Here is a 19640-nt window from a genome sequence, read left to right as displayed (position 1 = left end):
TAATAAAATATAATAATTTTTGGAATCATAAAAGAATACATTCCGCTTTAAATTATGATACTCCTATGTTATACTTCAAAAAAATAAGGAATACTTAAAGGAAATATCTCTGGCTCCCGTGCATTATAATATTTATGATTTTGCATAATTTAATAATATATCAAAATTAATAATTGAAAAATATCATATATAGTATAAAATAAATATAATCTTCATTATTTATGATAAAATTAATATTGTTCTTTCTTTGAACATTTCAGTATAAAATTGTTTCCTGAAAATAAAATAAATAATTAGGATTATACTATAAGAAAAATTATTAATATGTTAATGAACTGAAAATTAAAAATTGGAGGAAAAGAGTATGAAACATACTTTAGAAGGGGCATATACCCCTAAAAACATTGAGGACAAATTATATAAATTCTGGAAGGAAAGCGGATTTTTTCATGCCGTTATGGATAAAAATAAAGAACCATATTCTATAGTCATACCTCCTCCAAATGTTACAGGCGTACTGCATATGGGGCATGGACTTAATAACACTTTGCAAGATATACTTATAAGATTCCATAGAATGCTAGGAAAATGTACTTTATGGATGCCTGGTACTGATCATGCTGGTATTGCTACACAGAATGTTGTTGAAAGAAGATTGAAAGCTGAAGACAAAAATAAATATGATTTAGGCAGAGAGGCTTTTGTTAAAAAAACTTGGGAAGTGGCTAATGAACATCACTCTATTATAGTAAAACAGTTAGAGAAAATAGGCTGTTCATGCGATTGGGATAGAGAAAGATTCACTCTTGATGAGGGGTTAAGTAATGCTGTTAGAGAGGTATTCGTTGAACTTTATAATCAGGGCTTAATATACAGAGGTAAATATCTTATTAATTATTGTCCTAGCTGCGGTACTGCTTTGGCTAATGATGAAGTAGAGCATGAAGAGGTAGCAGGAGCTTTATATCATGTTAAATACCAAATAGAAGGAAAAGATGAATATATTGAAATAGCTACTACAAGACCCGAAACTATTTTAGCCGATGTTGCTATTGCTGTTCATCCAGAAGATGAAAGATATGCCCATCTTACTGAAAATGATGTTTTAATACTTCCAATAGTAGGCAGAAAATTAAGACTTGTAAAAGATACTTATGTAGATAAAGAGTTCGGTACAGGAGCTTTAAAAATTACACCAGCTCATGATCCTAATGACTTTGCTATAGCACAAAGACATAATTTAGAAATAATCAATATACTTAATGCTGATGGCACATTCAATGAAAATACACCAGCTAATTATCAAGGTAAAACTGTAAAAGAAGCAAGAGTTTTAATAATACAGGAACTTGAAAAGATAGATGCTTTTGTCGGTAAGGATAATATAAAACATCAGGTAGGACACTGTTACAGATGTCATAATGTTGTAGAACCTTATTACAGCGATCAATGGTTTGTCAAAATGAAGCCTTTAGCAGAAAAAGCATACAAGGCTGTTAATGATGGCAATACAAAAATTTATCCTGAAAGATGGATTAATACTTATAATCACTGGATGACTGATATCAGAGATTGGTGTATAAGCAGGCAATTATGGTGGGGACATAGAATTCCTGTTTGGTACTGCGATGACTGCGGAGAGATGATGGTTTCAAAAACTGATATCGCAGAATGCTGTAAATGTAAATCTAAAAATATTCATCAAGATGAAGATGTACTTGATACTTGGTTTTCTTCTTGGCTATGGCCTTTTTCTACTTTCGGCTGGCCTGAAGTTAATGAAGATTTAAAATATTTCTATCCTACTACTGCACTTGTTACAGGATATGATATATTATTCTTCTGGGTTGCTAGAATGATTATGGCTGGAACTCATTTTATGAATGATGTACCTTTCAAAGATGTTTATCTTAACGGACTTATCAGAGATAAAATCGGAAGAAAGATGTCAAAGAGTTTAGGAAATGGTATAGACCCTATAGAAATTATTGATGAGCATGGAGCAGATGCATTCAGATTTACTTTATCTTTCATAACTTCATTAGGCGGACAGGATATTTGGCTTGACAGAGAGCTTTTCAAAATGGGTGGAAAGTTTGCTAATAAAATTTATAACAGTGCTAAATACATTTTGGGAAACATAGATAATAATTTTAATATAAAAGATTTAGATACTTATACTCTTGAAAATAAAGATAAATGGATATTATCAAGACTTCAGAAAGCTATTGAATCAACTACTCAGAAATTAAAAGAGTATAGATTTGATGAGGCTTCTCAGACAATTTATAAATTCTATTGGAATGAGTTCTGCGATTGGTATATAGAAATAAGTAAATTTGATTTGAAAGATGAAAGTAAAAAAGAAAAAACTATTGCTGTTCTTTTATATGTACTTGAAGAATCAATGGCTATGATTCACCCATTTATGCCTTTCATCACAGAGGAAATTTATTCTAATTTACCAAAGCATAATATTGATTCAAAAGCATTGATGATCAGAGAATATCCGAAATCTAATTCTAAATATATATTTGAAGATATAGAAAAAGATTTCAACTTGATTCAGGATATAGTGTCTGGAATAAGAAATTCCCGCTCATCATTTAATTTACCTCCGAATAAAAAACTTGATGTAATAATTCGCTATACTTCAGATTATTTCAAAAATACTGCAGAAAGCTATAAGGATATTATATCAGCACTTTCAATTACAGAATCATTGAATATAGTTTCTTCAAAAGATAGTGAGAGAAACAAAGGTTCATTCGTTAAAGTGTTTGAAGGCGGTGAGATAAATGTTAATCTTGTAGGCATAATAGATTTAGAAACCGAGAAGAAAAGATTAGAAAAAGAAGCAGCAGGATATAAAAAAGATTTAGAAGCTGTAAACAAAAAACTTTCTAATGAAAACTTCATGAAAAAAGCTAAACAGGAAGCTATTGATACTGAAAACAGAAAGAAAAAAGAGTTTGAAGATAAATTAAAAGGTATAGAAGAAGTTTTGTCTTCTCTTTAATTATAGTTTGTAATATACTAAATTTATTTAACTTATAAAATTAGTTATTAATATTAAATTTTTTAGTTTGTTAAATTTATATTTTTATTATTTTCGGGTACTAGTACTTGCACATTACTTCTTTTATTGATATAAAGGAAGCAAAAGAATTGCATTTTAATGAAGTATAGCAAAACTTATGATGTTATTTTTTAGATATAAAATTTAAATATTTGCACTTTCTTAAAATGTAGCCGAATAATGAAATAATTAGTACATTTTTCAGTTGGAAAAAGTTGAAAAAGAGATTAAAAAAGATAATTGTTTGTATTACAAATAGCAATTAAAAACTTGTCTTATGTTTATTTTTGTATTAATATAAGTCAAGTTTTTTATTTTTACTAACTTATAATCAAATAGTCAAATACTCATCATACAAATTTTATAATTAATTTTTTATTGAGAAATTTATCAGATTTTGCTAAGTATATAATTCTGCAATATTACTATTTGTATTTATTAAAATAATTTTTCAATTTACATATAGCAGAATAATTTTTTATAAATAGAATATTTGTGTTTTTTTTAAAAGTATATATACTTATTGCAAAATATTATTAACATAATAGGTTTTTATGAATACTTCAATATTATTATCATCTATAATAATTATACTTTGCATAATAGTGAGTAAAATCTCAGTTAAGGTAGGCGTACCATCACTTTTGCTTTTTTTGGTTTTAGGAATGATATTCGGAAGTGACGGACTTTTAAAAATAGAATTCAATGATTATCAAATAGCTGAACAATTATGTACTATCACATTGATATTCATTATGTTTTATGGAGGATTCGGCACCAATTGGAAAGCTGCTAAACCTGTGGCATGCAAGGCATTTATTATGTCTTTTTTAGGAACTTTTATTACATCCATAGTTACTGGTGCTTTATGTTATTTTATACTTAAATTTGAATTGCTTGAAAGTTTATTAATAGGTTCTGTTATAGGTTCTACTGATGCAGCTTCTGTGTTTTCTATACTTCGTTCTAGAAATTTAAATTTAAAAGATGGATTAGCATCTTTTTTAGAACTTGAAAGCGGAAGTAATGACCCTATGTCTTATATGCTTACAGTCATATTTTTGGGACTTCTTGGAAAAACTTTAACTAGTCCATTATCTATTATATATATGGTTTTTGCTCAGGTAGTTTTTGCTTTACTTGCAGCATTGGTTGTGTCTTTCTTGTCTTATAATATGCTAAAAAGGTTTAGATTTTCAGTTAATGGGCTTGATACTATATTTGTACTTGCAATAGCTTTACTTGCATATTCATTATCTTCTGTAGTTGGTGGTAATGGATATTTAACAGTTTATATAGTTGGTATTGTTTTAGGAAACAGCGATATTAAAAATAAAGTTACTTTGGTTCATTTCTTTGACGGCGTAACTGGGCTTATGCAAATGGTATTATTCTTTTTGCTTGGACTTTTATCATTTCCGTCAAGAATATTCAATGTTGCACCTACTGCTATTTATGTAGCACTTTTTATTACATTTGCGGCAAGACCCATAGCGGTATTTGCTATACTTACTCCTTTTAAGGTAACATTTAGAAAACAGCTTTTAGTTATGTGGGCTGGACTTAGAGGAGCAGCTTCAATCGTATTTGCTATATTTGTAATAGTTAATAGTAATTCTATAAGTTATGATATATTTCATATAGTGTTTTTCTTGGCAATAATATCCGTACTTATTCAAGGTACATTTCTTCCTATAATAGCTAAAAAATTGGATTTAGTGGACTCTGATGAAAATGTACTTAAAACTTTTAACGATTATGTAGATGATTCTGATATGGAATTAATACAGGTAAAAATTCCTTCTTCACATCATTGGGTAGGCAGACCTATAATGGAAATAGAGCTTCCTGAAAATTCTATTATAGTAACCATTGAAAGGGGAGAAGGTACAATAATTCCAAATGGAAAAACTGTAATAGAAAATGGAGATATTGTAATACTTAATGCCAAAAAAACTAAATATTATGATATAAGCCTTAGAGAAATACATATTAATCATCATCATCCTTGGAAAGATAAAGAATTAAAAGATTTAAATTTACCTAAAAATAATTTGATAGTTATGATAAAGAGGGAAGGGGGTACTATTATACCTAGAGGAAATACAGCTATTAAATACAGAGATATAGTACTTATTAAAGAATAAATTTTATTATATATTTTTTACTATATTTTGTATTAATGGTTATATTATATAGTATTTTTCATAAATAATCTCCCACTTTTATTTAGCTTTATATAATTTAAAGCTAAATAAAAGTGACTTATATTTTCGTATTGTTAATCTAAATTATACTTTTTGTAAATTGAATTCTTAATAAGACGTTAAAAGTCTAATATAACAGATTTATTTCTTCCTGTTTCTTTGGCATTGTATAAGGATTGATCTGCTTTATTTATAAAAGCTCTTAATGTTGTATTTTTTTCTTTTATTGATCCGCCTAAAGATGCAGTAGCTTTTAATGAATATTCATCTGTAGAAAAATCGGTTTCTAATATGGATTGTCTTATTTTTTCCATAGCATTAAAAAGGTCATTTCTATTATTTATATCAAAAACTATTATGAACTCTTCGCCTCCGTATCTTGCCAGTACAGATTTATATTCCAACTTTTTTAATGTTTCCTTCATAATTTTTGATACTAATTTCAGTACATGATCTCCTACATTATGACCATAGGTATCATTATAATGCTTGAATTTATCCAAATCTATTATTACTATAGAGTATATTTCATTTGATATCTCTTTTTCTTCTAAATATTTTATTATATATCCTCTGTTATACAGACCTGTAAGTTTATCTCTATTTGCTAGAAATGATAGTTTTTCACTATATAGAAGTATAGAAAGATAATTTATCAATATTGATATTTCATTTTTATTTTTTTTTGTATTGAGTATTATATATCCGAATTTATTTCCTCTTGCAAATAATGTATATTCTTTATTATTTTCTTTTCCATTAATTACCGATTTATTTTTGGAAACATACCATAATCTTGATTCATTTGTATTGTCTTTATAGAAATAAATAGCGAAACTTTTTATAAAATTTTTGGAATTAGTTTCAAAAGTTTTTATTATGCCATCTACTGAAAAAGGTTCTGGTATTTTATTCAAAATATTGATTATATTAATAATATCATTCATATTCAAAAACATTATACAAAAATAAAAATATATTTCAATTATAATTTTAATATAAAATAAAGTTAATATATAAAAAATAAGGGACTCTTTTATAAGAATCCCCTTAATTTTTATTAATTATATATTATCTTCTTCCATTTAAAAATTTCTTTATAGGTATAAAATCAGCAGGATTCAAAGCCACTCCATTTCTTCTAACCTCAAAATGTAAATGGCTTCCAGTGGATCTTCCAGTACTTCCCATTCTTCCAATCATTACACCTACACCTACAGTTGCTCCAGATTTTGTTGTTATGGAATTAAGGTGTCCGTAATATGTTGTATATCCTTTATCATGACGAACTATTACCAAATTTCCGTATCCTCCGCTGTATCCTGCGAATATTACTTTTCCTTTTCTTGCGGCATATACTGGAGTATTTATTCTTCCGGGTATATCTACACCCATATGTTTTGTTCTAACGCCTGTAATAGGGTGAATTCTATATCCAAATATACTACTTATTCTAGTGATAGTAGTAGGAATGCTGAACATTTGTCCGAATTTATCTATTCTTTCATCTAAAGTATATTTAGCACCTGGTAAAAATATATCATCTCCAACTTCTATATCATCAATATTACTTATTTTATTGAAAGATAAAACCCTATTAAGAGAAACATCATATCTGTCTGTAATTTCTTCTATAGTTTCATCTTTTTTTATGGTATAAAGAAGTCCGTTACGATTAGGTATTACTATTTTTTGTCCAGGTCTTAATCTATTGGCATTAGTTATTTTATTTACACTCACTAAAGTATCTAAATTAACGCCTATTTTTTTTGATATTGTGGTAAGATTATCACCTTCTTCTATAACATATTCATCATATTTCATTCCTATAGTACCATCTCCTACTAAAGTATTATCAGAAGCTATAGTATTATAGAATATATCTGTTGCATTTTCTAATGTTACAGCTGAAGTTACAGTTGGCACTGCCGATATGCTTGAAGCGTTGTAGCTTACTTGCTCTGGAGATATTTCATCTAATATTTTATTATATGCTAAATTAGACGGTATTTTATCTTCAGGCAGAATAGCAGCATTTGAAGTTTGACGCATATTCATTATTAAAAAATTGGATAGAAACATAAATAATGATAATGATGCTGCAGTTAATGAAAATTTCTTAATTATTTTTCCAAAAATATTTTTTTTCTTATCATTATTAATAGAATATCTTGTAGAATGTACATAGGTAGTTCTTATTCTTTGTATATTAGAATTATTACCTAATTTTTTTTTTATTTTTGAGATTATATCTTCAAATTGCGAGGATATAATATTACTTTTTCTAATTTTAGTGTACTTAATCTTGTTATTTTTCATAATTATTGTTACTGTTAAATTAATACTTATTTCATTACTAACGAATAATTCATTCTAATATACAAATATTTTATAGTATTGTCAAGTATATAATTTTTCTTTTTATAAATTTATTTCTTAATTTATATAATCGGCAATATCTTTAAATGAATTTAAATAATAATAATTTTTTAATTCTAACAAAATGTTTTTGTTCGTTATTCCATATAATACTATAAAACATTTTATACAAGCGTTATTGGCAAATTTATAATCTGGTATTCCATCTCCAATCATCACAGTTTCATCTTCTAATAAATTGTAATCTTTTTTTAGACTATACCATATATTAACATTAGGTTTCCTGTATGGATAAACACCATCACCTATTACAGCTTTGAAATATTTAAGTATATTTAATTTTTCTATAGTTTTTACAGCCATTTTATTAGGTTTATTAGTTATTACAAACATATTAATGTTTTGATTATATAATAAATCTAAAGTTTCATAAACTCCATCATAAAGCTTTGTACTGTCTGTACAATGTTCTTCATAATACTTTATATAGAATTTACATACTTCTTCCTCTATATTCTCATTATTACTGTATCTATTAACAGCTTTTTTAATAAGTACTTTAGCACCATTTCCTACAAATTGACGAGTATCTTCTATAGATATACTTTTTAAATTAAAGTGTTTTAATGCGGTATTAACACAATTATATATATCTAATACAGAATCTACTAAAGTTCCATCCAAATCAAATATTATATTTTTTATCATATTATCAACTATTATGAAGCATTTCTCTATTATGAACTTTTTTTATGCCTCTTATAGTATTATTTCTAAGTTCTTTTAATTCTCTTTTTAATCTTCTTTTTTGATAAGATTCGAGTCTGTCTATAAAAGATATTCCATTTGTATGATCTATTTCATGCTGCAGTACTTTTGCTATATAATTTTCAGTTTCAAGTATCTGTTCATTTCCTTCACGGTCTAAATATTTTACTTTTATTTGTGTATATCTTGCAACATCATCTCTTATTTCAGGAAATGATAAACAGCCTTCCTCCAATATTTCTTTTTCTTCTCCATGCCATATTATTTCTGGATTTATTAATGCCAATTTGAAATCAGGCTTTTTTTCATCGTCAAAATCAGGAACAGATATAACTATAAGTTTTTTTAGTATTCCCACCTGAACAGCAGCAAGTCCTACTCCTCTTTCTTTATACATAGTTTCAAACATATCATCTATTAAAGTTTGTATTTCATCGTCTATTTTTTCTATTTTTTCAGATACTTGCTGAAGTCTTTCATCTCCATATATTACTAATTCTCTTAGCATATTATCTCCTAAAATTATTTGTAATTATTATTTTAAGTAAATTGCCTATATTTTTTATTTGATATATAGCATATTTACAATATTTGGATTATTAAAAATAATTATTAATTAATATTAATCCTTATATATAATATTAAATTTTTTATTTATAGTCAAGCCATTTTTATATAGGGTTTACATAATTTTTTATTAATTGTTATTTAAAATTATAAAATTCCTTTGACAAATGATTTTTTTGTAGTAGAATAAACTTTATGATGAGAGTTGCTTATTTTGATTTGGATAAAACTATTATAAATAAAGATTCTATTGTTCCTTTTATGATTTTTTATTTAAAGAAAAATCCCAGCAGTATAATATACTATATAGCTTTAATACCTTATTTTATTTTATTCTATTTGAAAATAATAAATAATGAAAGTATAAAATATAGAATAGCTCATATATTCAAAAATATAGATATAGAATTTGGAAATAAAATAGCCAAGGAATTTGCAGATAAAATCATTCCGCAATTATATTATAAAGATGCTTTAGAAGAGATAAAAAAGTTAAAAAATCAAGGATATACTTTGATTTTAATAACTGCAAGTTTTGAAATTTATGCTAAATATATAGCTGAAAATTTGGGATTTGATAAATGTATGGGAACTGAATTATGGACATTCAGAGGAAAGTATACTGGTTATATGTATGGTAAAAACTGCTATGGCTCTGGAAAGAAATACAGATTATTTACAGAGCATTTTTTTACATGGCATAGCGATAAAAATATAGCTTATAGTGATTCTATAAGTGATTTACCTCTTTTTAATTTTGCCGACACTAAAGTATGTGTTAATCCTGATAAAAAGTTAAAAGATTATGCCTTAAAAAATAAGGATATGGGTTTTATTATAGTTAATTGGAGATAGTATGTCAGTTACTGAAAATATTAATAATACTTTAGATGAAACAAAAGATGAAGAAATTAAAGATATTATAAAAGAGAATAATGATATTATAGCGAAAAAAATAGATAATCTTATAGATATAAATAATATTTCATATGCCAAAAAATTAGCTTTAGAACTTATAAAAAAAGATAATAAATATAAATATGGATATTTGGTTTTAGCTGATATATATTATGAAGAGAATGATTATAAATCTGTTATAGAGCTTATTAATAATGGTCTTAATTTTATAAAAGATGACAAAGAGTTGCTTGAGAATAAGATAGAGGCACTTATAAGTACTTATGAATATGAAGAGGCAAAGAATGTAATAGAAAAACTTATATCATTAGGAGATGCTACTTCAAGTGTTTACGGACAGTATGGTATTATACTTTCTATGGAAGGAAAACATTTAGAGGCTATAGAAAAATATAAAAAGGCTGTATCCATTGATAATAATGATATGCTTTCTATGATTAATATGTCTGTTGCTTATAGGGCTTTATATAAATATGATGATGCTTTAGATATTTTAGAAAGGGCATTAACTGTAAATAAAAATGATTCAAATATAATAAATAGAATAAATAATATAAAATATTTAAGGGATAATGCTAAATTTGATATAGGCAAATTAATATCAATTCAAGCAAATCCTGATAGATTTCATTTACTTGTACCTGAAAATTTCAATGCTTCTATAGACGGAGCAGTTTTAAAGATAGAAAGTTCTGATAATAGAACATCAATTATAATAAGCTATAGTGATAAAAAATATGATGAAGTTGCCATAAAAGATCTTTTTGATGGATTTAGAAGCAGAAGAGGTGAGCTTTATTCTGTAATTACTCCAATATCTATAAGAACAAGAGAAGAATATAATGATTTATTTGCAGAATATATATTTACTTCAAAGATAAATAAAAATGATTTCTTTAATGCTATAACTGTAGTTGGTAATGAAGAAGAATCCATAATACTTACAATATCATCAACTGTTACAGTTAGTAGCAATTTTATATCATTTGCTAAAGAAGTTATGAATAGTTTATATTTTAAATGAAAAATACATAAAAATAAGTATTTACAAAGTTTAAAAAAAATGTATACTAATTTGAATTATTTAAATAAAAAATAAAGGTTAATATATAAAAAATGTTAGTTAAATTTTCAGTAGAAAATTATAAATCTATTTATGATAAAGTAGAATTAGATTTTAGAATATATCCAGGAAAAGATAATACTAAAGAAAATATAGAAGATAATCCTTTTGTATTAAAAATAAATGATGATTATATTTCAAAATTATGTTTATTTTATGGACATAATGGTTCAGGTAAAACTAATATATTTGAGGCTATATTAAATTTATGCTCTTGTAATTTAAACAGTAATTTTTTAAATAAATTATATAATCCAAATATGATTTATGGTGAGACCGAAGAATCTAAATTTGAAATAGAATTTTATTCCAATGTTTTAAATGAAAATAAGTATTCATTATATAATTACAAATTAAATGTAAAAAATAAGGAAATAGATGATGAATATAAAAAAAGCATACAAATTACAAAAGAAATTCTTACAGAAAATGGTAATGTAGTTTTTGAAAGAATTAATAATGATTTGATAAAAAATACTATAACAAATGATAAAAATATTGTTATACCATCTGATGAAACATTTATATTATTTTTAATGGATATTTATACAAAAGAAAAAGATGAATTTAATACTATAATAAAATATAGAAAACTTATGGTATCTATGTTAACAACTAATATTGGGATAAACTACTTAGAGGTTCCTAATTTTACAAAAGTTTTTTTTAATAGAATATATAATAATTTAGATAAATATAAATTATTAGAATTTTATATAGATTTAATAAAAATAGCTGATGTTGGTATAGATAATATTGCTTTTGAATTAGATGAAAATGATCAGAATATTTATGATGTGAAAAAATCTATGGATTCATTAAAAGAAGATGAAATCAAATCAAATAAAAATCTTTCTAAAGAAGAAAAAGCTATTATTTCAATAATAAAGAATTTAGAATTTTTAAGCAGTAAAAATGATAATTTTATAAAAAAACGTAAAAAAGCTGTTTCATATAGAAACGGTAAAAAAGTTCCTTTTGATGAAATAGAATCTGATGGAACAAAAATATATGCTTTTCATATGTTTAATATAGTTAAATCTTTACAAAATGGTTCTTTATCATTGCATGATGAATTTTATGGAGTTCAGCCTGATTTAATAAAAACTGCATTTTTGTTATTTAAAAAAAATAGATATAAAGAGATTGAACAAACTTCTCAGTTATTTATGACAACACATGATATAATGCTTATGGATTTTAAATATTTGATTTTGGAGCAAGTTAAATTTGTTGTAAAAGAAAATAATAATACTTATGTTTATTCTGCTTCTGATATAAAAGGATTAAAAAAAGAAAATTTAATTGAAAATTATAAAAATAATAAATTAGGTGCAAAATATTTTCCTAGAGCTTATGATTTACCTATAAAAATGTATGTTAATAATAGTGAGTTATAAATGAGTTTTACTATACCTAATCTTTTACAAGAAAGTAAAAAAAATAAATTAATATGTCTTTCAACTGGTATTTATGAAAAGAAATATTTATATTTTTTATTAGAGAATTATAGAGGAATAATAGATTATATTTGTAACCCTAGTGAATTAGAATTAATAGAAAATATAAGGAAATATCCCAATTTTAATAAAGATTTTAATCAAATAGATAATCGTTATAAAAATGCAGATGAAGCTTCTAAAGCAATAAATGAAATATTAGAAATTGTAAAATTAAAACTTGAAGATCAGTTTGCATTAGTAAACGATAATTCCAATTATATATTAGTTATGATAACAGATTGTGATAAGGGACCTTTAGATGCATTTAATAAATTAAAAAATGATGTAATGGAAATTATAAATAGTAATAATTATAAAATTGATTATTATTTTATATTTTCTTATAGAGGATTTGAAGATTGGATGAAATTCTATCTCGATGATGAACAAATTAATTCTAAATTAAAAGATATAAAAAAAGAAATTGAATCACTTATAAAATATAAAAAATCTAATGTTTTTAATATGCATAGGGAAGCTATAAATAAATATAAGCAATTTACAAATTCTAATTCACCATTAGATGATTATGAACATATAACAGATTATCCATATTCTGATTTTCCATATTTTTTAGAGTATTTAGAAGAAAAATATAATATACAAATATAATTTACATAACATAATCCAAAAAAATATTAAAGCACTTTTTTATAAAACCGACAATATTCATAAGTATAATTTTATAATTTAGAGGTTATAACTATGAATATGTTTGCCGATACAACTTATGCTAAAACTATGAAGGTGGCTAAAAAGCTTTTGAATGTTTATGGGCTTAGAGCTGAGGTTATATCCGATAATATAGCAAATGTATCTACACCTAATTTCAAAAGAAGCGATGTAACTTTTGAATATCAGCTTGCAAGAGCTTTAGACAGTGAAAAATATAATGGTATGGAAGCTAAAAGAACTGATTCCAGACATTTTCCTTTTCATATGCCTATGAATTATCAAGATGTATCTCCTAATATCACAGTAGATTATGACACAAGCTATAGGAATGATAAAAACAATGTAGATATAGATAAAGAAATGTCTGAAGAGGCTAAAAATACTTTAAGATATCAAATGTTTACACAAATAGTTAATGCTCAGTATAGAGAAATAAGAAGAATGATAGGCAATGCTTAATTTGTATTACTTAAATTCTTAAAGGAGTAACAGAAATGGGAATATTTTCAATTATTAATACATCAGGAAGCGGTTTAACTGCCCAAAGAACAAGATTGGATGTTATAGCTGATAATATAGCAAATGTTAATACAACAAGAACTACAGAGGGCGGAGCTTTTAGAAGAAGCAGAGTAATATTCAAGCCTAGAGATGATGGAAACAAATATAGAAGTCCTTTTTTACCAGACGCTTTACAGCCTAATGTAGGTACAGGAGTAAGAGTATTCAGTATAGAAAAGGATACGGAAACGGCAACTAGATTCGTTTATGATCCTTCTCACCCTGATGCAATTAAATATGGTGAAAAGGCTGGTTATGTTGAAATGCCTAATGTTAATCCTGTTACAGAGATGGTTGATATGATGGAAGCTTCAAGAGCTTATGAGGCAAACTCTACTATGATTCAGTCTGCTAAAAATATGTTTGCTAGTGCTTTGAATATAATAAGATATTAATCAATATAAAGTAATAATTTAAGGATATTTTTTATGAATATTAATACTGCAATGAATGCTTATAGTATGACAAAAACTGGAAATGTAGGAGATAATTACGGATTTGTATTGAAAACTACAGATGCTAGACATTATGGACCTGCTCAGCAGTTGAGAAGAAGTTCTAGCAATGATTTAATAAGTAATTTCGGCACAATGTTAAGTGATGCTGTTAATTCTGTAAATCAAAAACAAGTTGATAGAGATAATATAATAGTGCAGGCTGGAATTAGACCAGATCAAGTTGATGTGTCTGATGTAATGAACGCTATTGCTGAGGCTGAATTATCTCTTAGTTTTACAAAAGCTGTAATTGATAGAGCAGTAAGAGCTTATCAGGAAGTTACAACTTATAGATAATTAGAATAATTTAAGAATAAATAATATAAACTAGTAATAATGAACAATAATAAGCTGTTCTCCTTCAAAAAAGAGTTATTAAGGGCAGGCGTTTACGGTTTAATAGCTGTAACGTTTGCCAACTTAATATTTTTTTCAATTTATAATGATAATCAAATATATATTATCATAACTTTAATAATACTCGAAATAATCACATTGGTATTTTTATATATTGATGCTTCAAATATAAATAAAAGAAAATTAATATTCATAAAGAATAATTCGTATCTGGAGCATAATATAAATAAAATTGTTTCTAAAGATAATATAATAGATAGATTGAGATATTTCGGATATAGCATGTATTCTATAAATTCATCAAGAGTATTTATTAATGCAGAAGTCATAAAGAATAAAAAATCAATTATAATACATGCCTACTATTTCTTTTTAGTTGATATTGATAAGGACGGCGAGGCAGTACTTAATAATATTAAAAATGAAATTAATGAAATATTTGATTTATATGTAGATGATAATCAAAAACTTTTTAGAAAAGATAATAATGATAAAGATAAAATATTAAAAGCAAAGTTGTATAATCATGCCGTTTTTGTTTTCTATGGTGATAATGTGCCGAATAGAATAATAGAAATGTCTGAATATGGTTATACAAAAGAAAGATTATTAAATAGCAATGCACAGATATTTACAGTATCATATTTACCTAGTGAAAATAAATTATATTTTGCTGAGGCGATAGAGAATGTTATAAATATTAATAGATTTCCTAAAAATGATTTTGTTTATATTATAAAGGATATATTTTCATTGTAATATATTATTGATGATATTTTTAAATTTTTACTGTATTTGAGGTTTTTATGACTATAGAAGAATTTAATAATAAATATTTAGTAAATAGAGAAGGAACTAATTCTATAAAATGGGCTACTGATAAAGATAAAAGATTTAATGTTGATGGACTTTTACCTATGTGGGTTGCTGATATGGAATTTAGGACTCCTGATGCAATTATAGAAGCTTTAAATAAAAGAGTATCACATGGAATTTTTGGTTATACTTTTTTATGGGATAGTTATTTCGAGGCATTTTTTAATTGGCAAAAGAGCAGATATAATATAGATTTAAAAGAGGAGTGGGTAAGTTTTTCTACAGGAGTTGTAACTTCTTTATATTGGGTTATTAATGCTTTTACAAATAAAGGAGATAGTATAATAACTCTTATGCCAGTTTATTATCCTTTTCATAATGCAGTTAAGGATAATGGCAGAAAACTTATAAGATGCGAACTTAAAAATGATAATGGTATATTCAGTATAGATTTTGAAAAGTTAGAAGATGATATTATCAAAAATAATGTTAAATTAATAATTTTCTGCAATCCTCATAATCCTGTAGGAAGAGTATGGACTGACGAAGAGATAGATAAAACATTTGATATATGCAAAAAACATAATGTATATATTGTATCAGATGAAATTCATCAGGATATAAATTTAGGAGTTCGTCCTTTTATTTCTGCACTTTCTATGAAAAATAAAGATAAATATATGGATAGTCTCATTGTATTAACTTCAGCATCAAAAACTTTTAATTTGGCTTGTCTTTTAAATTCTCATATTATTATACCAAATGAAGATATGAAAAAAATATATAATAAATATGCAGATACTATAAATAGATCGGGATTAAATATTCTTGGTATGACTGCTGCAGAAGCTGGATATAGATATGGAGAAGATTGGCTTGACGGATTATTAAAAACATTGAAGAGAAATTATGAATATATTAGAGATGAATTAAAAAGAGAAGTTCCAGATATAATAACAAGTCCTTTAGAAGGAACATATTTACCTTTTATAGATTTAAGAAAAATGGTTAATCCTTATAGAGTTAAAGAGTTTATACAAGATGACTGCAAAATTGCAATAGATTTCGGAGAATGGTTTTCTGATAATTATAAAGGATTTATAAGAGTTAATATTGCTACAGATTTTCAATATATAAAAGAGTTTGTAAGTAGAGTAACTTTACAATTAAAAAATAAAAATTATAATTAAAAAATATAATAAAAATTATTTGTTAATATTTACTAAAATCCTATATAGTTTTTCTTTTCTATATATTTCATACATTATAGGAGATTTTTATGAAAAAACTTAATTCTAAAATATTAGTATATTTATCAGTTTTTTATTAACATTTTATATTAATTAATGCCTTTTCAAAAAGTAATATAGCCATTATAGATGTGTCAGAGTGCGAACATTTTAATGTAGTAAAAAATTTACTAGAAAACGGTGCAAATTTAAAAAGTAAATTTGGAAAAACAGCATTAACTTATGCAAATCAAATAGGTCATGAAAGTATAGTAAAAATTTTCAAAGATGCATGTGAAAAATGATTTTTTTTATATAAATTAATAATTTTTATTTAAATAATATAAAAAATCTATTTTTTTTATTTAATATTACTATATGTAACATTGATATAAAATGTAATTATAATATAATCTATATAAAATAAAACTTTGAGGAAACTAAAATGAAAAAATTATTATCTACAATTCTCATGATTATGGGAACAATTTTTGTATTATCATGTGGTGGTAATACAGAAGAAACTACTCCTGCTGGAGATACTAATACTACAGAGCCTGCAACTATAACAGAAGTTCCTTTAGCAGCAATTACTGTTGAAGATTTAGTAGGTAAAGAATTTACTCTTACTAATATGTATGAAGGTAAAGAAGTTACAATAGCTTTTACTGCTACTAATATGATAGGCGGAAATTCTGCAATTAACAATTATTTTACAGAGTTCTCTTTAGACGGAGATAAAATTGCATTTAAAGCATTAGGTTCTACTAAAATGGCTGGACCAGAAGAAGATATGGCAGTAGAAACAGAATATTTACAAATATTAAGCGGTGCTAATACAGTTTCTTTAGACGAAGATGTATTAACTATCACTACTACTTCAGGTACAAATTTAATTTATACTTTCAAAGGTAATGTTGAAGTAGTTAGCGACGATACTAATCAATAATATTTTTATTTTATAATTTTGAATTTAAAGAGCAAGATAATAATATTTTTATTGTCTTGCTTTTTTTGTTTTAATATAAATTTTTAATAAACTATTGACTTTTATCATTAGTAATATAATATAAAAAGTATATTACTGTTTTAGATAAAATTATTGGAGCGATTATGCAATTTAAAAGCTACTTTTTTATATCATTAGTATTTTGTTTTATTTTCATTCTTTCTTGTTCAGAAACAATGCCTTTGAAAGAATATAAAGATGCATCTGTTTTAAGGGATAAAACTATAAGATATGATTTGCAAAATTATTCAAAGGAAGAGTTTGATATAGCCGAAGTAAATTATTCAGAAGCTATTATACTTATAGATGAAAATAAAGATCCTGCAAAAGTGAAAGAACTTCTAACATCAGCATCAAATTCATATCAGTTAATATTAAGTAATGCCTTACCGCAGTATGCACAGACTCTAAAAGAAGAAATATCTATGGAGAGAGTATATTCTAAAGAAATAAAAGCATATAGAGTTGATAAAGATAATTATGAGTTTGCAGAACTTAATTATATAAATGCATTATCTGCTTTAAGTACTAATAATTATGAAGAAGCTGTAAATTGTTTCATAAATTCTAAAAAGTATCATCATAAAGCTTACTTTACAACTAAAATAAGATATGATGAAAGTTCTAGAGGAATAAAAGAAGCTGAAGAAAAAATTAAGCAAGTTGATGAATTAGAAAAATCACAATCTGCTAAATAAACTATAACTTTATAAAATTGGAGTTTACAAATGAAAAAGGGATTATTTTTATTTATTACTTTAGTATTATCATGTTTTTTGTATGCACAAGAAACAAATGAGTTAATTTTACCACCTGAACTTCCTGCAGATTTGCCCGCAAGTTTAAAAGAAAGTGAAGACTATAAATTGGCTCAAAGATACAGAGAATTAGCAATAGAAGCTCATGATGCTGGAGATTATAATGGAAGTATAGGGTATTCAAAACAAAGTAAAGAATATTCTGATAAAATTATATTAAAATATGGTGTTTATGAGTTTGTATTGAATAGTCAAAGAAATGCAGAAAAAAATCTTAGTTTATTCAAAGGAATCGGAGGCGATACCAATGAATTAACAACTTCTTTATATGAAGAATCTGTTACTGATATCAACTCTGCAAATAGTATGCTCAATGTTGCAACTAATAGCAATGACTATACAAATACTATGCTTGAATACAATAAATCATCTGATAAATCTGAATTAGGATATAATATCATTTCTATAGATTTAAGAAGAGAATATTTAATGAATGAATCAGTATTAACCAATGGCGATAATAATGATACAAAAATTGTAGGTTTAAGAGATGAGTCTAAACAATTATTAGATAATGGGGATTATACTAATTCTTTAACAAAATCAAGAGATGCTATGAGTATCCTTGATAGATTAGAAGCACCATTGGCTTATGCAAAGGCTCAAGAGTCTATAGATAAAGCTAAAAAAGACGGTTATAATAATACTAAGCCTAATTTATATAATGAAGCTTCAAAATCATTATCTTCAGCAGGTGAGAGTTTAGTGGCGAATAATTATTCAGATTCATTAATGTATTCAAAAAATGTTATTAACTTGGTTAATTCTATGGAAAGTTCATCTGGAGATGTAGTACTTCCAGAAGATGGACAAACTGTAGTAGTATCAGATGGAACAGTATTCCCTCAATATTATATAGTTCAATCAAGAAAAGCTAATACAGATTCATTATGGCGTATAGCTTCTTATGATTTCATATATGGAAATGGTAATTTATGGAAAAAAATATATGAAGCTAATAGAGATACTATAAAAAATCCTAGTGTAATAAGAGCTGGTCAGAAATTAATTATACCTAGTCTTAAAGGAGAAACTAGAGAAGGAACTTATAATACTAATCAAACTTATGGTAATATAAAGACTATCTCTACTAATCAGATAGCTGATACAAATACTATCTCTACTAATCAGATAG

The 19640-nt window shown here is 25.5% G+C and carries 19 protein-coding genes; 15 read left to right on the top strand and 4 right to left on the bottom strand.

Translation table 11 applies throughout. The features are described from left to right. Positions 1-364: 364 nt before the first annotated feature. Together Q1J76_RS08155 and Q1J76_RS08150 are read left to right on the top strand one after the other, a co-directional pair. Positions 365-3019, top strand: coding sequence for a valine--tRNA ligase (locus Q1J76_RS08155; RefSeq protein ID WP_300369546.1), 2655 nt, complete (start codon positions 365-367; stop codon positions 3017-3019). A 614-nt stretch (positions 3020-3633) separates the two neighbouring features. Beyond that, positions 3634-5226: a potassium/proton antiporter gene (locus tag Q1J76_RS08150; RefSeq protein ID WP_300369543.1), complete on the top strand. Its 1593-nt coding sequence runs from the start codon at positions 3634-3636 to the stop codon at positions 5224-5226. A gap of 179 nt (positions 5227-5405) precedes the next feature. Here the strand turns inward: Q1J76_RS08150 and Q1J76_RS08145 are convergent, their stop codons facing one another. The 4 genes from Q1J76_RS08145 to def form a co-directional block, all read right to left on the bottom strand. Then, positions 5406-6233 (bottom strand): GGDEF domain-containing protein, encoded by an 828-nt coding sequence (locus Q1J76_RS08145; protein WP_300369540.1) that lies wholly within the window; start codon positions 6231-6233, stop codon positions 5406-5408. A gap of 124 nt (positions 6234-6357) precedes the next feature. After that, on the bottom strand, positions 6358-7605 hold the full coding sequence (locus tag Q1J76_RS08140; RefSeq protein ID WP_300369537.1) for a M23 family metallopeptidase: 1248 nt from the start codon (positions 7603-7605) through the stop codon (positions 6358-6360). Between the two features lie 117 nt (positions 7606-7722). Further along, complete coding sequence (locus Q1J76_RS08135; protein ID WP_300369534.1) at positions 7723-8373, bottom strand: HAD family hydrolase; 651 nt, start codon at positions 8371-8373, stop codon at positions 7723-7725. A 4-nt stretch (positions 8374-8377) separates the two neighbouring features. After that, positions 8378-8941, bottom strand: coding sequence for a peptide deformylase (gene def / locus Q1J76_RS08130; RefSeq protein ID WP_300369531.1), 564 nt, complete (start codon positions 8939-8941; stop codon positions 8378-8380). Positions 8942-9195: 254 nt separating this feature from the next. Here def and Q1J76_RS08125 point away from each other — a divergent pair, with 254 nt between their 5' ends. The 13 genes from Q1J76_RS08125 to Q1J76_RS08065 all read left to right on the top strand — a co-directional run. Then, on the top strand, positions 9196-9855 hold the full coding sequence (locus Q1J76_RS08125; protein WP_300369529.1) for an HAD family hydrolase: 660 nt from the start codon (positions 9196-9198) through the stop codon (positions 9853-9855). A 1-nt stretch (position 9856) separates the two neighbouring features. Next, a complete protein-coding gene (locus Q1J76_RS08120) occupies positions 9857-10942 on the top strand; it encodes a tetratricopeptide repeat protein (RefSeq protein WP_300369527.1) in 1086 nt (361 codons plus the stop codon). Between the two features lie 92 nt (positions 10943-11034). Further along, entirely contained in the window at positions 11035-12441 is a 1407-nt protein-coding gene (locus Q1J76_RS08115) for an AAA family ATPase (RefSeq protein ID WP_300369524.1), read from the top strand. After that, on the top strand, positions 12442-13155 hold the full coding sequence (locus Q1J76_RS08110) for a hypothetical protein (protein WP_300369521.1): 714 nt from the start codon (positions 12442-12444) through the stop codon (positions 13153-13155). 93 nt (positions 13156-13248) lie between these two features. After that, entirely contained in the window at positions 13249-13677 is a 429-nt protein-coding gene (gene flgB, locus Q1J76_RS08105) for a flagellar basal body rod protein FlgB (RefSeq protein ID WP_300369518.1), read from the top strand. A gap of 35 nt (positions 13678-13712) precedes the next feature. After that, positions 13713-14174 carry a flagellar basal body rod protein FlgC gene (gene flgC / locus Q1J76_RS08100; protein WP_300369515.1) on the top strand — a complete coding sequence of 154 codons (462 nt, stop codon included), beginning with the start codon at positions 13713-13715 and terminating at the stop codon, positions 14172-14174. A 33-nt stretch (positions 14175-14207) separates the two neighbouring features. Next, the gene (gene fliE / locus Q1J76_RS08095) at positions 14208-14573 is read left to right on the top strand and encodes a flagellar hook-basal body complex protein FliE (protein WP_300369512.1); all 366 of its coding nucleotides are present in this window, start codon (positions 14208-14210) and stop codon (positions 14571-14573) included. Positions 14574-14612: 39 nt separating this feature from the next. Then, complete coding sequence (locus Q1J76_RS08090) at positions 14613-15392, top strand: hypothetical protein (protein ID WP_300369509.1); 780 nt, start codon at positions 14613-14615, stop codon at positions 15390-15392. A gap of 47 nt (positions 15393-15439) precedes the next feature. Beyond that, positions 15440-16639 (top strand): MalY/PatB family protein, encoded by a 1200-nt coding sequence (locus Q1J76_RS08085; RefSeq protein WP_300369506.1) that lies wholly within the window; start codon positions 15440-15442, stop codon positions 16637-16639. 191 nt (positions 16640-16830) lie between these two features. Beyond that, positions 16831-16983, top strand: a complete 153-nt coding sequence (locus Q1J76_RS08080; RefSeq protein ID WP_300369504.1) for an ankyrin repeat domain-containing protein — start codon at positions 16831-16833, stop codon at positions 16981-16983. Positions 16984-17123: 140 nt separating this feature from the next. After that, positions 17124-17627, top strand: a complete 504-nt coding sequence (locus Q1J76_RS08075) for an META domain-containing protein (RefSeq protein ID WP_300369501.1) — start codon at positions 17124-17126, stop codon at positions 17625-17627. Between the two features lie 164 nt (positions 17628-17791). Beyond that, positions 17792-18385 (top strand): hypothetical protein, encoded by a 594-nt coding sequence (locus Q1J76_RS08070; protein ID WP_300369498.1) that lies wholly within the window; start codon positions 17792-17794, stop codon positions 18383-18385. A 30-nt stretch (positions 18386-18415) separates the two neighbouring features. Next, a partial coding sequence (locus tag Q1J76_RS08065) for a LysM peptidoglycan-binding domain-containing protein (protein ID WP_300369495.1) occupies positions 18416-19640 on the top strand: 1225 nt, incomplete at its 3' end.

The sequence above is a fragment of the Brachyspira sp. genome (assembly GCF_029258575.1).
Lineage (GTDB): Bacteria > Spirochaetota > Brachyspiria > Brachyspirales > Brachyspiraceae > Brachyspira.
The sequence above is the reverse complement of the archived record's forward strand: the minus strand, read 5'-3'. Positions and strand labels throughout refer to the sequence as shown.